Origin of the sequence: Catelliglobosispora koreensis DSM 44566 (genome assembly GCF_000379685.1) — a bacterium.
Lineage (GTDB): Bacteria > Actinomycetota > Actinomycetes > Mycobacteriales > Micromonosporaceae > Catelliglobosispora > Catelliglobosispora koreensis.
Genome location: NZ_KB903250.1, coordinates 119,518 through 133,658 on the forward strand (window position 1 = coordinate 119,518; position 14,141 = coordinate 133,658).

The following is a 14,141-nucleotide window of genomic DNA, read 5'->3' on the forward strand; positions in this document are numbered from 1 at the left end:
GGATCTGGCACGATGACGGGGTGTCGAAGAGGACGATGATGTCGGTGGCCGCGCTCGTTGGGCTGGCCTTGATCGGTGCATGGGTGGTGCTGTCGGTGCTTCCGCCGTCGGCGCGAGGCGCGGACACCCCTGCGCAGGAGTTCAGCGCGGCACGGGCTTTCACCCACGTGCGGCAGGTCAGCCAAGCGACGCACGTGGCTGGCAGCCCAGCGAACGATACCGTTCGCGAATACCTGGTCACGACTCTGCGCGGGCTCGGGCTCGATCCGCAAATCCAAGACACCGTTGGGGTTTCGCGCTCCGATGACGAGGTCGCCGCCGCCCGCGTGCGCAATGTCGTCGCGGTGATCCCGGGGCAGGACTCAACCGGCCGCGTTTTCCTCGTCGCGCACTACGACTCTGTCCAAACCGGACCGGGTGCCAACGACGATGGCGCCGGGGTGTCCACGATTCTCGAAACAGTCCGGGCGCTAAAGCTTGGGCCCGCTCCCCGCAACGACGTCGTGCTCGTGCTCACGGACGCTGAAGAAGCCTGCCTTTGCGGCGCCGAGGCTTTCGTGGCGCAGCATCCGCTCGCCCGCGACGGTGGCGTCGTGCTCAACGTCGAAGCCCGGGGCAGCAGCGGCCCGGCCATCATGTTCGAGACGTCGGCCGGAAACGCAGGAGTCGTTGGCGTGTATGGAAAGCACGCACCCCACCCGGTCGGCACGAGCTTCGCCGTCGAGGTCTATCGCATCCTGCCCAACGACACCGACTTCAGCCCGTTCCGCGACAGCTCACGGTTCACGGGGCTCAACACCGCCTATATCGACGGGCAGGCGGCCTATCACAAGGCACAGGACACCGCTGACCGCATGGATCAGCGGAGCCTGCAGCACCACGGCGACAACTTGCTCGCCCTGACCCGATCCTTTGGTTCCGGGGATCTCACTGATCTGCGCGCCCCGAGCGGTCCCGACGCCACTTACTTCCCGGCGCTGGGAGTGCTCATCACGTACCCCGATATTTTGGTGTGGCCGTTGGCTATTCTCGCCGTGCTGGCTGTCGCCGCGTTCGCCTGGTGGTCTGTCCGCGGTGGACAGAGCACCGTCAAGAACATCGTGATCAGCAGTGCGCTCACCGCCTTGCCCATCATCGTGACCGTCGCCGCGGCCCAGCTTTACTGGACCATCCTCACCTGGCTAAGACCCGGATTTACCAACATGATCGACCCCTGGTGGCCGGTTTGGTTCCGGTGGTCGGTGGTCGCGCTGGTTTTGATAATCCTGATCAGCGGGTACGCCGTGATAAGCCGAAGGTTCGGAAAGGTAAGTGCGAGCATCGGCGGTCTCGTCTGGCTAGCCCTGTTCGGCATGCTCATGGCGGCCACCGTGCCGGGTGGCTCCTATCTGACCGCGTTGCCCGCGCTGGCCGGAGGCCTTGCTGGACTGGCCGGTCACATCGCCGCCCGGTTCGCGGCCGGGGTGATCGCCGTCGTGATCCTGGCGCCCACCGTGACGTTGTTCTTCCCCGCCCTCGGGCTCGCGACGGCTGCCGCGCCCGCCTTGTTCGCGATCCTGCTCGGGCTCGCCCTGTTGCCGATGCTGGAAGAACTGCCACCGGTGCCGTGGGCCCTGCGTTCACTGGTGCTGGCTGTCGTGGTGCTGACCACGGCTGGTTTGGTGCTCAATCCGTTTGACGCACGGCGCCCGATGCCGAGTCAGCTCATGTATGCCGTGGACACCGACAGCAACAGCGCGGTCTGGGCCACGACCGAAGCGAGCCCAGGGGCGTACACCAAGCAGTTCGTGTCCAAAGAAGACAGCGCCGCCGCCTTCCCCGCTTTGCACGCGAAGTGGACCGGCCCGGCCGCTGTGGCCACGTTGCCTCCGGCTCAGGTGACCCGGGCCGGAAAGACCGTCACCATCATCCCGCAGCGCCAGGTGCGGCTGATCCACATCACGGTCGAGGGCGGCACCATCGAATCCGCTGGCGGACAGTCCGTTAACGCCACCTCGCTGCTTTTCCACGCCCCACCGGCTAGTGGTCTCGAGTTGACGCTCTCGACCACCGCCGCCGTCAAGATCCGGGTCGCTGACGGCAGCGATGGCCTGGAGTCCTTGCCAGGATTCAAGCCGCGCCCACCGGACGTGGACGCGGCTGGATCGCACGCTAGCGATCTGGTCTTGGTTTCCAAGACCTATGAGCTCAAATAACTAGAACTTCGCCGGCCCGCCAATCTGGGCGAACTCCGTGCCGTCCCAGGCGTACTCACGATCCTGTTTGATAGTGGGAGTTCCGTCTGTCGTCACGTCGTTGGCCACCTTGGCTATGAACGACTTTCCGTCCTTGCCCGCCCTGATGCCGTGGATGTACTGGATCTCGCCAATCTTGTCCGAGACGGTGATCGCCGGGCCGAGCAAGGTCGGCCGGCCTGTCTCGTCGACGTCATAGCCGAGCACCCGCGTCACACCAGATTGCGTGTTGCTTTGGCACCACAGCAAAACGACCGCTTCCTGCTCGCCGTCGCCGTCGAGGTCCACGGCGACAACCTCTTGCAGGGTGCCGGATAGCTCAACGACACCGGAAGGACAGGACTCGTTCCACTTGCCCCACGACGGCACCGGCACGGGCTGGCGAAGGAACATGTCCTTGGTGATCGGCTCCCTATTGACGGTCGGCGCCGGTGTTTCGGAGGGCAAAGCCGATGCTGGAGCTGACGGCACAACCGTTGACGGGGCCGCTGTCGCCGCGGGAGGGCCCTGGTTGCCGAGGCTTAGAGCCGCATAAGCGCCGACGGGCATAGCGGCCACTAGCGCGCCCACGATGCTCAGCATGATGGTGTGTCTGCGCACCCGGTGCGCCGCCGTAACCTTGACCGTCTTGGCACTCGCGACCTTGACCGCGACCGCCTGCTCAAACTCGCCAAAGGCCGTGCTGATCGGGTTCTCTTCGTAGTTCATGTCAGTTTCCTTTCTGGTTGAGCGTGAGCTGGCTGGTGATGGCTGCCCGTGCGGCAGTGAGCGCGTCCTGAACCGTTGTCAGGTCAACGTCTTGCTCTTGAGCAATCTGCGCCGGGGAAAGCCGGGCCAGGTAATGCAGGATGACGAACTGTCGTTGCCTGGGCGGCAAAGCCTTGAGAGCGTTGGCGAGAGACGATTCGCTCGGCCGATCCGGCAGCTTCCTCAAGCGGTCCGCCGCCAGGCGCCAGCCTTCGCGGCGCACCCACGCCGTGGGCTCGTCTCGCTTGCTCAGCTTGCGCCAGCGCATCGCCGCGCGCGTAAGTGCTTCCTGCGCAACAGTTTCTGCCGCGTCAAGGTCTCCCAGATAAGCGTAAAGCTGAACCACCAGCCCACGCACATTCGCGGTATAGAACTCTTCGAACCCTTGCTCGCCACGCACCACGAAGGCGCTCATTGGCAGCACCACATCGGTTGTCATGCCCGCAACACGCGGCGCCCGCGCGCCGGGTTGCACTTAATTTTTGAAGCGCACCGTGTGCAGTGGAAGGGCGTGCATGGCGGTGCCGTCGAAGCAGTAGGACACGAGTTCAGCCGCGGAGAACACCGTCTCTCCGTGAACGTCATCGCGGTGCTCGTCGCAATAGGCGATCAGACCCGGCACCTCAACGGGTGCGGCGAAGTGCAGGACGTTGATGTACCACTCGTCCCTGACCCACTGCTCGAAAATATCTACTGTGGACAAAGCGGCACCAAGCTGACTGTAAAGCCGGGCAAGCGCGTCGCCATGCGGATGCACGAAGGCCGCGACACCGCGCGAATGCGGGCTGACCATGCTGACCGTTGCCCGGATGGGCGGGATTCCTTGTGCCGCAACGTCTAGCGCGGCGGAGTAGGCGGCGACGGCGGGATCGTTGGGCAGCGGACCGCCCCGGTACACCTCAAGGGCCTTGAGCGAAGCGTGCAGCAGCGAAGGGCCGTGTGCCCAGTGACCCCGGCCGGCCGCGATGTTGATTTGCTGAGCGAGCCCTGAGAGGCGGGAGAGCATGGGTCCATCGGGCCGCATCACCATGGATATGCCCCAGCGTCCCCGCTTGGCATGGGGTGGTTCTTCGAGCTCTAGGTCTCCGGCGAGCAACGCTGCCCGGCCCTTTTCAAGGATCTCGTCGTGCCGGCTCATCCCGGGATAATGCCATGATCCGTGACCATGGTGGGGTGCTGCCTCTTGACCAAGTTGCCGAACGTCATAACGATGGCCTGGTGCCATCCCCCATCGAGCTCACGATCACCGCAAATCGGCAAGACCTAAAGAAAACGGCCTACTTCCTGAGCGGCAAGCAGCGCTCCTTGGCGCATGTCAAAGGGCTTGCCTGGGCAGGAGGCGTTTTCCTGGCGTTCTTTGCCGAGCAGTGGATTGTGCTCGGACTGTGCGCCCTGGTGATGTTGTCGAACTTCATCACCCCGTCAGTGCGCCTATGGCTGCACTTACGTGGCGTGCCTGAATGGGCTTATGCCCCAGTATCTTTCAGCCTTGACGACAGTGGCGTGTTTGTCATGACGCCTCAGCACGGCCGCCAGCTGAGCTGGCAAGCCGTCTCAAAAGTCACCCTCACCGACGATGACTGGATTTTCGCTGCCGCCGGGCAGCCACCTGTGGTGCTGCACCGGCGGCAACTATCCAAAGACGATGAAGCGGCGATCCGCGCCATGGCGGAGCACCATCAGCGCTGATCGGCCGCAACGTAGGCGCGCTGCGGGGCGCCTGTGTAGATCTGACGCGGGCGGCCGAGCTTGGTCTGTGGGTCAGTCATCATCTCGCGCCACTGGGCGATCCACCCCGGCAGGCGGCCGAGAGCGAACAGCACGGTGAACATCTTGGTCGGGAAGCCCATCGCCTTGTAGATGACGCCGGTGTAGAAGTCGACGTTCGGGTAGAGCTTGCGCGACACGAAGTAGTCGTCGGCCAGGGCGATCTCTTCCAGGCGCACCGCGATGTCGAGCAGTGGGTCCGGCTTGGCCAGCTTGTTGAGCACGTCCTGCGCGGCCTTCTTGATGATCGAAGCGCGCGGGTCGTAGTTCTTGTAAACGCGGTGCCCAAAGCCCATGAGGCGGACACCATCTTCCTTGTTCTTGACCTTGCGCACGAAGCCTTCGACGTCGCCACCGGTCTGATAGATCTCGGTGAGCATCTCCTGCACGCTCTGGTTGGCACCGCCGTGCAGCGGGCCAAACAGGGCATTTACGCCAGCCGATACGGAGGCGAACAGGTTGGCCTGGCTGGAGCCCACGAGCCGGACCGTCGAGGTCGAGCAGTTCTGCTCGTGGTCGGCGTGCAGGATGAACAGCAGGTCAAGAGCCTTGGCGTGGACCGGGTCGACTTCGTATTCCTCAGCCGGGACACCAAAAGTCATGCGCAGGAAGTCCTCGACGTAGCCGAGCTTGTTAGCCGGGTACATCAGGGGCTGGCCAATCGACTTCTTGTAGGCGTAGGACGCGATCGTCGGGACCTTGGCCATCAGCCGGATCGTGGACATCTCCACGTGATCACGGTCGAACGGGTCGAGGCTGTCCTGGTAGAACGTCGACAGGGCGCTAACCGCAGAGGACAGCACTGCCATCGGGTGCGCGTCGCGGGGGAATCCATCGAAGAAACGCCGCATCTCCTCGTGCAGGAGGGTGTGCATGCGCAGGCGCCCGGTGAACTCGGCCAGCTGGTCACTGGTGGGCAGCTCGCCATAGATAAGGAGGTAGGACACCTCAAGGAAGGACGAGTGCGCCGCCAGATCCTCGATCGGGTAGCCGCGGTAGCGCAGAATCCCGGCGTCGCCATCGATGAACGTGATCTTCGACTCGCAGGCCGCCGTGTTCATGAACCCCGGGTCCAACGCGACGTGACCGGTCTCTTTGAGCAGGCCGCCGATGTCAACCCCGGCCGGCTGCTCGGTTCCTTCCCTGACGGCCAGCGGTAGCTCGCCTTTGGGGTGCTTCAGCAGGAACTCGGACATGCTTCTCTCTCCGCCGATCTTCATACAGTCGTCGAGCCCCAGCGTACGGCGCGGCCACAATCAGGGGTGCGGCATCCCATAATTGCCGTGACTTACCCCACTTAGACGAGCCACCGCGCGGCAAGCCGGGCAGCTCCAGCTTCGCCGTCTCCCGCCAACACCAAGGGGGTACTCGGTAAGCGCTCCCCCAGGCGATGCCGAACAGCGTCACGGACCGGCGCGGAGTGCTTCAGCACACTGCCGGCCAGCACGACCGGCCCGTCGGTGTGCACTTCCAACACGGTATCGGTCAAGTGCGATGCCGCCTGCTCCACAATGGACAACGCGGCGGCGTCGCCCTCAAGCGCGGCTTGGGTAACGAGCGGGGCGAGCGAAGCGAGCTCCCGCGGCGGAGCCTCGTGCAGCGCGACGACGAATCCATCACGGTCATCGTGACCGACCGCCTCGATGACCAGCTCGATAAGGCGGGAGCGGGTGCCCCGGGCGATCGCCCGCGCGGTCGCGATCGCGGCACTGCGGCCGAGCCAGAACCCCGAACCCAGGTCGCCTAGAAGCCAGCCGAGCCCGTCGGAGACGTTAGTCATGGCGCCGTCGCTGATGCGGGCAGCCACCGCCCCAGTTCCCGCGATGAGCACCGAGCCAGTCGGCTCATCCGTCCCCGCGGCGAAAGCCACATTGACGTCTCCAACTGGATGGACCGGGCACGTGATCCCGAGTCCCATGAACGCGTTCGCGAACGCCGTGCTGACTTCATTGCTAGTGAACCGGCTCGTCCCGGCGATCCCCATGACCGCACAGCGAATTTTCTCAACGTCCACATTGGACACCGCCGCGATGACCGCCTTCGTCACCTGAGCGACCGCTTCACCAACCGGCACCATCACCGGATTGGCTCCGCCGCCCTGCCCAAAACCCCGCCGCTGCCCATCAACCGTCGTCACGACCGCCCGCGACGACGTGCCGCCCACGTCGAGCCCCAGCACCAGCGCGTCAGTCATCGCACCTCCCGTTCACCCGACCGCCCATCCCTGCCCCCACACCTTCTCAACGCCCGCAATCCCCCGCAATCCTTTCGCGTGCAATCCTTTCTCAGTCTTCCTTCCACTTCGCACCTTCCCCGCCCGCTTCGCGCCCTTCCCACCTTGCGCTTCCCGCCTCACGCCCTTCGGCCTCACGCGTCACCGCTTCGCGCCTATTCCGCCTTGCCGTTGCCCAATGCGCTGCCCCGCAAGCACTGTCATGCCCTGCCCGCCTTGCGCTTTCCGCCTTGCGCTTCCCGCCTCACGCCCTTCGGCCTCACGCGTCACGCCCTTCCCGTCCCGCGCCATGCCCGTCTCGCGCCATGCCCGTCTCGCACCATGCCCGGCTACCACCTCGCCCGCCTCGCGCCCTTTCCGCCTTACGCCCTTCGGTCTCACGCGTCACCGCTTCGCCTATTCCGCCTTGCCTTTGCCCAATGCGCTGCCCCGCAAGCACTGTCGTGCCCTGCCGCCCCGCGCCTTGCCCCGGCCCGGCAGCTTCCCGCGTGCCGCATGCGACCCACGCGTGCCACGCGGCGCGTTCGCCTTCGCCCACCGGCTCGCTTGACCTCGTGGCCGATGCCGGAGCCGCCTCCCGCGTGCCGCATCTGGCACCGTCGCTCCCGTTCATCGAGTCGGCCCCGAATCGCTTCTGACGCAGTGCATCCGTTCACGCACTAGTGCTTCCCCCTGCCGGTGTTCGTGGGTTATGTGTGTGAAAAGTGCGTATGCCTTCTGCCCGCATGCACGCGGGCTTACATCGGATGGCGATACCTATCTATCAATGCTGGTAGACCCCGACCTGAAACAGCTGCATCAGTGCGCGCGGGCAGAGCCGCAACGCCCCGGCTCTCACTGAACTGGGGTGCGGCAAAAGGCGGCAGGACCGCCTTTGCCCCTATTCACTGGTGCAGCTCTGTGGCCTGCGGCGACGACTAAGGCAACAGATCGGACGAACGCACCCCTGTGTGCGGGCAGAAACGTAGGAACAAAACGACTACCACCAGCCGGCCCGGAGAGCAACGAGGGAGGCGCCGCCGCACCTAGGTTGGGGGCCCAGATGCGGCGGCGGTTGAGCGGGATCTAGCAGCGGCCGAGGTCTTCCCACTGGGCGGTCCAGCCGGGCTCGGAACCTTGGGTCCACCAGCGGGCACGCCACTTGTGCACGCCATCACCTGACGGAGGGCCGCCGGGCACGCCGTTGGCGCTGCGCTGGTGCTTCACGATCGACCCGCCGAGGTAGACCGTGTTGACGTTCCACGATGCGACGCCAGCGCAACCGGGGCCACCCGTGTTCGACGGCGTCGGTGACGCGGTCGGGGATGAGGTTGGCGATGTCGTCGGGGAAACGGTTGGAGACGCTGTGGGCGAACCGGTCGGGCACGCGCCGCCACCGGACATGGTGTCGGTGTGCGTGACGCCGGAAGCCCGGAACCCGTTGACCCGCGAACTCGCGGCAGCGGGGGTCAGCACCTCGTTGACCGAGTGGTAGAAGTAGTCAACCTGCTGACGGTAAGTCGAGGTGCCGCCGGAGTGCGCGGCACTGTCGATAAACCACAGATTGAAGTTCACCGACATCGGTGTCTCGGGATAGTAGATACCGCTGTGGTCGGCGACGAGCTGACCGTCCACATAGTACTTAACGTGCCCCGCGCTCACCGTGAAAAGCAGGTCATGCCAGCCCGCGAACGACTGCCGCTGCTCGGTGTGCGTGTTGACCGCCTCCCAGGGATCGGGACGGTAGGTCTCCCACGTGGTCTGGTAGAAGATGTTCGACGGTTCACCCCACCCGCCGTTGGGCAGGTATTCGAAGTCGATTTCGCCGTAGTTCGGGTCCATCGGGGCGTTCAGCGGAGTGATGGTGAAGAACGTTTCTACCAAGTGGTCCCCGTCATTTCCTGTGACAGGGGCGTCGGTGAACTTGACGCGTGCGGCGTAAGTACCCTCAAAGAACCGAAGTTGGGAAGAGAGGAACTCAGCCTGGCTCGTTCCGCCGGCGGTGCCGTCGGTGGAAGCCTGCAGTTGCAACGACTTCGCGCCGTCCACGGTGGGGAACGAGATGTTGCTCGCCGGCCAGGAAGCCCCGGGAATGCCTGGGCCACCTGAATTCGTGCGCACCGACCAGCCGCGCTGGTTGATGAGCGAGTCACTCGGCCCGCTGTAGCTGAAGTCGTCGAACAGTTGCTGGCACACGGGAGGTGCGCCCGTGGCTGCCGTCGTCGTCGTGGTGATGATCGCGGCTGCCGTAGCCGTCATCGCCATCGCCGCGGAGGCCGCGAAAATGGCTCTACGCCTTCCTGAGTTTCTGAAGTGCATGATGGTTCTCCTTTCATTGCGGTGAGAGGAGGTGCTTTTGCCTTCAGCGCCAGCCATCTTGGTCATGGCCGATGCTGCCCCGTTCGCTTGCGTTATTTGACTGCGCCCGCGGTGAGGCCGGCGCGGATTTGCCGCTGGAAGAGGAGGTAGGCCACCAGGACGGGAAGGATCGCGATGGACAGCCCGGCGAACAGGCCGCTCCAGTCACTCTTGTATCCCTGGGAGATGGCAAGGGCCGCAAGCCCTTGGGTGAGCACGTAGCCGTCGGGGTCCGGGTTGAGCACGAGCGGTAGCAGGTACTGATTCCAGAGCCCGACGAAGTTGAAGATGGCCACGCTGACCATTCCCGGGCGTGCCATGGGCAGCATGACCCGGAAGAACACCCCCGTGTGCGAGGCACCATCGATGAAGGCTGCTTCGGCGACCGCTGACGGCAGCGATCTGAAGAAGCCGTGCAGGAAGAACACCGTGAACGGCAAGGCATAGGCGGCGTAAACGAGGATCAGCCCGTGATAGGTGCCGAGCATGCCGAGCTGGTTCACGACGAAGAACAACGGAACCAAAGCGAGGAAGACGGGAAAGAGCATGCCCGCCACGAGCGTGTAGTAGATCGCCCTGTTTCCCGGAAAGGTATACCGGGCAAGGCAGTAGGCCACGAGCGCACCCAGGAGCATTGTCAGGACAAGCGCTCCGCCGACGATTATCACCGTGTTGAGCAGATACTTGCCCATGGAGGCTTGTTCCCAAGCTCTGCCCCAGTTTTCCACGCGGACCGCCGACGGCAGCGCCCACGGGCTGTCGAAGATCTCCGAATCCGTCTTGAACGAGGACATGAACGCCCACAGGAGCGGCGTCGTCACGACGAACGCCCAGAGCGTCAGCACCAGGTGCTTCATCTTCATGCCAGTTCCACCTGATCCCGTTTGGTCGCCTTGAGGAACAGGGCCGCGATTGACAACGTGAGGAAGAAGATCGTCACACCCATCGCACAGGCGTACCCAAACTTCCCGTAGGTGAAGGCGTTGCGCCACAAGCCAAGTCCCATGACTTCTGTGCTGCCGTCAGGTCCGCCAGGACCCACCGTCATGATTTGCACGAGAGCGAAGCCATCCAGCGCGGCGATTCCTAAGTAGACAAACGCCACTTGCACGCTGTCCCAGATCAGTGGAACGGTTATCCGCCAGAAGATGCGCGCAGGTGAAGCGCCGTCGATGAGCGCGGCTTCCATGATGTCGCCGGGAATCGACTCCATCGCGGCGGTGAACAAGACCACGTAGAAACCGACCGCCGACCACACCATCACCACCATCACCGCGATGAGGGCGAAGTTGGGCTCGGCGAGCCACGACTTCGCCCACGATCCCAGGCCGATGCCGCGCAACAGTCCGTTCAGGAGACCACTGTTGGGGGTGTAGATGAATTGCCACAGCACCGCGATGATGGCGACACTGAGCAACTGCGGGAAGAAGTAGACGACGCGGTACACCTTCGTGCGCTGTGTCGCCGCGGATAGGAACAGCGCGATCGCGATAGTGCCCAGCGGCACGGCAACCAGCATCAACCCGTTGTGGCGCAAAGCGGCTAGGAACAGCGGATCGCTGAAGAGCTTGGTGAAGTTCTCCGTGCCGGTGAATTTCGCTCCGCTGCTAAGCCCGTTCCAATCCGTGAAGGCCAGATAGAACGCCTGAACATATGGCCACAGAACGAAGACGCCATAGAGCAAGAGTGGCAGAGCCATCGCCCCTGCGAGAAAACGGTACTTGCCGTGCCGCATGGCCAATGTCCTCTAGCGCCTGTGCTTCTTCACGGAGCTGTCCTTGGCCACGTCGTCGGCGGCCTTCTGCACGCGCTCGGCCCACTGCGCGGGGTTGATCCGCTTGGTGAGCAGTTCGCCACTGGCGTCGTCGAGCGCCTTGGACAGCGGTGCGTACCACGTGCGGAACCGGAAGCCGAAGATGTTGGCACCGGCCGCTTTCTGAGCCTCGCCCACTGAGCCGAGACCTGACGTGAGCGTTAGCCCCTCGGTCGCCCCGTTGACCACCGGCAGCGCCTTCGCGCTTTCCACGAAGCTCTTGGAGACCTGCTTCGAAAACAGCATGCGGAGAAACTCAAGGCCGCCTTGGGGATTCTTCGCCTTCGCTGGCACGAGGAAAGACTCCGAGCTAGCCGCCATGACCGCCCCGTTGGGCAGTTTGTCACTGGCAGTCAGTGCTGGAACAGTTCCCATGACCATGTCGAACCCGGCTGGCGTGACCGCCTGCTGCTCACCTTCGAGCCACGATCCACACGGGATGAACGCGGCTTGGCCTTTGCACCAAGCGTTCTGCGCCTCGGTGTGCGACAGCGCTTCCGAGCCCGGCATGATGTAACCCTTGACGGCCAGTTGGTAGATAGCCTCGGCAGCGGCGATCATCGCCGGGCTCTTCCACGCGTTGGCCTCAAGGTTGTCGATCGCCTTGACGAGCTCGAAACCACCGGCCTTGGCGGCCATCGAGATCAGCGGGTCGTTGATGTATTCCGGGTACTTGCCCTGCCACGTCCACGGGGCGATGCCTTTGCCCTTGATCTGTTCGCACAGGGCGAGCATGTCGGCCCAGGTCTTCGGGTAGGTCCAGCCGTTCTTAGCGAACAGGGACTTGGAATACCAGATGCCCCACAGGACGGAGGAATAGTTCAGGATCAGGGCTTTGCCATCGAACGTGCCCTCCTCGATGACGCCCGGCATCAAGGTGTCGCGCACCTTCTTGGCCGGGTCGTCGTAACTCGGGGCGTCGAGCAGTTCCTTCAGATCAGTGAGCTTGCCAGAGGCGACCAGGGTCGCGAGGTCGAGGCGGCCCGCGCCGCTGTTGTCGACCACGTCAGGTGGGCTGTCCGCCACGAACCGGGGCTGCAGCACCTCGCCGACGCGCTGAATGCCTTTGTGGTCAACGGCGGCTTTCGGGAACTTCTGCTTGTAGAGGCTTCCGGCCTTGAGGGCGTAATCATCGCCGTAGCCGCCTTTGAAGATCACGACTTCTAGGGCGGACTCAGCTGGTACCCCCAACGGGTTTTCAGGGGTTTTATTGCCTTTGCTGGCGTTGTCATTGTCAGTGCCGCTCGTTGCGCAACCAGCGAGAGTCGCAGCGGCGGCGCCGGCTAACAAGACCCTTCGAGTAGGGTTCATGAGGGGCTGCCTTTCGAACTTTAAGAGGTGAGGGAGTCAGCTCATGCGGTACGCCGGATGCGACCGGCGTACCGCGCTTCTAGTTCCAGGTTGTGCTCATGCCCGCCGGGGATGTTGGCGGACAAGTAAATGGGCGGCGTCTGGCCCGCTGCTTCGAGCTTGGTCGCGACCTCGGTGACGACAAGTTGCGCCAGCACTGCCGCCGTGACGGAGGAAACCGCACCCGTGCGGTTCGGCAGGATGACGTCGCCAAAGGGCGCCCCGTTGTCCAGCACCACATCGGCGATCTCGGATAGGCGCTTTCCGCTGGCGTGCCGGGGAACAGACTGCTGCGAGTGTTCGAGCGAAGTGACGGCGATGAGCCCGTGGCCGCGTTCCTTGACGTGCAAAGCCAACTCAACGATCACACCGTTGATGCCCGAGTTGGAGGCGATGACGAAAACGTCGTCTTTGCTGATGGGTGCCAACTCGTAAAGCTTGGCCGCCACGCCTTCGCGGCGTTCCAGGAGCGGATCCTCCAAGGTGGAAAACGATTCGCCGCCGTAGAAAACGAGGTCCCGCAAGGCGATCCGGTTCGTGGCGATCAGCCCGCCGGCCCGCCCGGCGATCTCCATCGCGAGCGCCTCGGAGTGCCCTGAGCCGAACGCTTGCACGACACCGCCGTTGGTGAGGCACTCGGTGATCAGCGTGGCTGCCCGGTCGATGTTGCCGGCCTGGCTTTCGCCAACCTTCCGGACGAGTTCGGTGATCTGCTCCAGATAGGTCATCGTGACTTCCTCTTGGCCCGGTGCGAAGTGGGTTCATCATGCAAGCGATGGGCTTGAACAGCCCGTGCCGTGACTTCAAAGGCTTCTGTGGTGCGTTCGTAGGTCAGCTGGGCTACAGCGACGTAAATCAGGTCCAGCGCCACGAGCTGACTGTGCAATGCGGACAGTGCCGCGAGCCGGAAGGTCGTCTCGTGCACAGCCGTCGTGAGCACCACATCAGCGGCCTCGGCCAATGGTGACTTCTCAAACGAAGTCACCGCCACCGTCAGCGCACCCTGATCGGCCGCTTCGGCAAGCACTTCAATGACCTCGCGCGTGCGCCCACTGTGCGACAGTCCAATCGCGACATCACCCGGGCCGAGAAGTGCGGCGTTGGTGAGTGCCTTGTGCGCGTCTTCGCGATGCCAGCAGGGCACCCGGATGCGCTCCAAGCGGAAAGCCATCTCGCGAGCCGCCGTCCCACTGCTGCCCAGGCCGAACAGTTCCACGCGTTTCGCGACGGCTATCGCCTCCGCGACCCGCTTGACGTTTTCGACATCGAGACGGGCGGCCGTTTCCTGGATCGCACGAACGTCAGCGCTCGCGATGACACCCAAGACTGTGTCCAGTGGATCGCCCGGCTCAATCTCACGGTCGATATCGGTCTCCCAGCGCGCCTGCGCCGCCCGTCCACTTTCCGTCGCGATCGCCACGCGCAGCGCCGCGTAACCACGGAACCCCAGCACCCGGCAGAACCGCGTCACGGTCGCCGTCGAGGTCCCGGCCCGCTCCGCCAGGTCCACAATGGACGCCTGCGCCGCCTCACCCGGGTCATCGAGAATCTGCTCCGCGACCCGCTGAAGGGCGTCGGGCAGCGTCGAGAACTCCATGCGGATCCGGCCGATCACACCCTGCTGCACGAGAATTCCTTTCACCACTTCCTAGTGATGAAG

At 64.0% G+C, this 14,141-nt stretch carries 14 protein-coding genes; 3 read left to right on the top strand and 11 right to left on the bottom strand.

Annotated elements, in window-relative coordinates; genetic code table 11:
- The first annotated feature begins 20 nt into the window (after window positions 1–20).
- Window positions 21–2,195, top strand: coding sequence for a M28 family peptidase (locus A3E1_RS0107655; RefSeq protein ID WP_322786253.1), 2,175 nt, complete (start codon window positions 21–23; stop codon window positions 2,193–2,195).
- On the opposite strand, the gene A3E1_RS0107660 is transcribed toward A3E1_RS0107655, so the two are convergent.
- Genes A3E1_RS0107660 through A3E1_RS0107670 form a run of 3 tightly spaced genes read right to left on the bottom strand, consistent with a single transcriptional unit; the run spans window position 2,196 to window position 4,119 of the window.
- Window positions 2,196–2,942, bottom strand: coding sequence for a hypothetical protein (locus tag A3E1_RS0107660; RefSeq protein ID WP_020520166.1), 747 nt, complete (start codon window positions 2,940–2,942; stop codon window positions 2,196–2,198).
- 1 nt (window position 2,943) lies between these two features.
- Window positions 2,944–3,420 carry a sigma factor-like helix-turn-helix DNA-binding protein gene (locus tag A3E1_RS39390; protein ID WP_051104884.1) on the bottom strand — a complete coding sequence of 159 codons (477 nt, stop codon included), beginning with the start codon at window positions 3,418–3,420 and terminating at the stop codon, window positions 2,944–2,946.
- Window positions 3,421–3,456: 36 nt separating this feature from the next.
- Complete coding sequence (locus A3E1_RS0107670; protein ID WP_020520168.1) at window positions 3,457–4,119, bottom strand: hypothetical protein; 663 nt, start codon at window positions 4,117–4,119, stop codon at window positions 3,457–3,459.
- A gap of 14 nt (window positions 4,120–4,133) precedes the next feature.
- Here A3E1_RS0107670 and A3E1_RS0107675 point away from each other — a divergent pair, with 14 nt between their 5' ends.
- Window positions 4,134–4,670: a YcxB family protein gene (locus A3E1_RS0107675; RefSeq protein ID WP_020520169.1), complete on the top strand. Its 537-nt coding sequence runs from the start codon at window positions 4,134–4,136 to the stop codon at window positions 4,668–4,670.
- Here A3E1_RS0107675 and A3E1_RS0107680 read toward each other — a convergent pair.
- The gene (locus A3E1_RS0107680) at window positions 4,661–5,944 is read right to left on the bottom strand and encodes a citrate synthase (RefSeq protein ID WP_026208205.1); all 1,284 of its coding nucleotides are present in this window, start codon (window positions 5,942–5,944) and stop codon (window positions 4,661–4,663) included. The two genes, A3E1_RS0107675 and A3E1_RS0107680, sit on opposite strands and share 10 nt — an antisense overlap.
- A 101-nt stretch (window positions 5,945–6,045) precedes the next feature.
- Entirely contained in the window at window positions 6,046–6,942 is an 897-nt protein-coding gene (locus tag A3E1_RS39395) for an N-acetylglucosamine kinase (RefSeq protein WP_020520171.1), read from the bottom strand.
- 527 nt (window positions 6,943–7,469) lie between these two features.
- Between A3E1_RS39395 and A3E1_RS47000 the strand changes: the two genes are divergently transcribed.
- Window positions 7,470–7,619, top strand: a complete 150-nt coding sequence (locus A3E1_RS47000) for a hypothetical protein (protein WP_157631390.1) — start codon at window positions 7,470–7,472, stop codon at window positions 7,617–7,619.
- Window positions 7,620–8,046: 427 nt separating this feature from the next.
- Here the strand turns inward: A3E1_RS47000 and A3E1_RS0107690 are convergent, their stop codons facing one another.
- From A3E1_RS0107690 to A3E1_RS0107715, 6 genes are all read right to left on the bottom strand, one after another.
- The gene (locus A3E1_RS0107690; protein WP_051104944.1) at window positions 8,047–9,279 is read right to left on the bottom strand and encodes a family 16 glycosylhydrolase; all 1,233 of its coding nucleotides are present in this window, start codon (window positions 9,277–9,279) and stop codon (window positions 8,047–8,049) included.
- A gap of 92 nt (window positions 9,280–9,371) precedes the next feature.
- Window positions 9,372–10,181, bottom strand: coding sequence for a carbohydrate ABC transporter permease (locus A3E1_RS0107695; RefSeq protein WP_020520173.1), 810 nt, complete (start codon window positions 10,179–10,181; stop codon window positions 9,372–9,374).
- Window positions 10,178–11,053, bottom strand: coding sequence for a carbohydrate ABC transporter permease (locus A3E1_RS0107700; protein WP_020520174.1), 876 nt, complete (start codon window positions 11,051–11,053; stop codon window positions 10,178–10,180). The genes A3E1_RS0107695 and A3E1_RS0107700 overlap by 4 nt, the downstream gene beginning before the upstream one ends.
- Window positions 11,054–11,065: 12 nt before the next feature.
- Complete coding sequence (gene ngcE / locus A3E1_RS0107705; protein WP_026208207.1) at window positions 11,066–12,442, bottom strand: N-acetylglucosamine/diacetylchitobiose ABC transporter substrate-binding protein; 1,377 nt, start codon at window positions 12,440–12,442, stop codon at window positions 11,066–11,068.
- Window positions 12,443–12,483: 41 nt separating this feature from the next.
- Complete coding sequence (locus A3E1_RS0107710; protein ID WP_020520176.1) at window positions 12,484–13,209, bottom strand: sugar isomerase domain-containing protein; 726 nt, start codon at window positions 13,207–13,209, stop codon at window positions 12,484–12,486.
- Window positions 13,206–14,108 carry a MurR/RpiR family transcriptional regulator gene (locus tag A3E1_RS0107715; RefSeq protein ID WP_020520177.1) on the bottom strand — a complete coding sequence of 301 codons (903 nt, stop codon included), beginning with the start codon at window positions 14,106–14,108 and terminating at the stop codon, window positions 13,206–13,208. Before A3E1_RS0107715 ends, A3E1_RS0107710 begins: the two co-directional genes overlap by 4 nt.
- Window positions 14,109–14,141 lie beyond the last annotated feature (33 nt).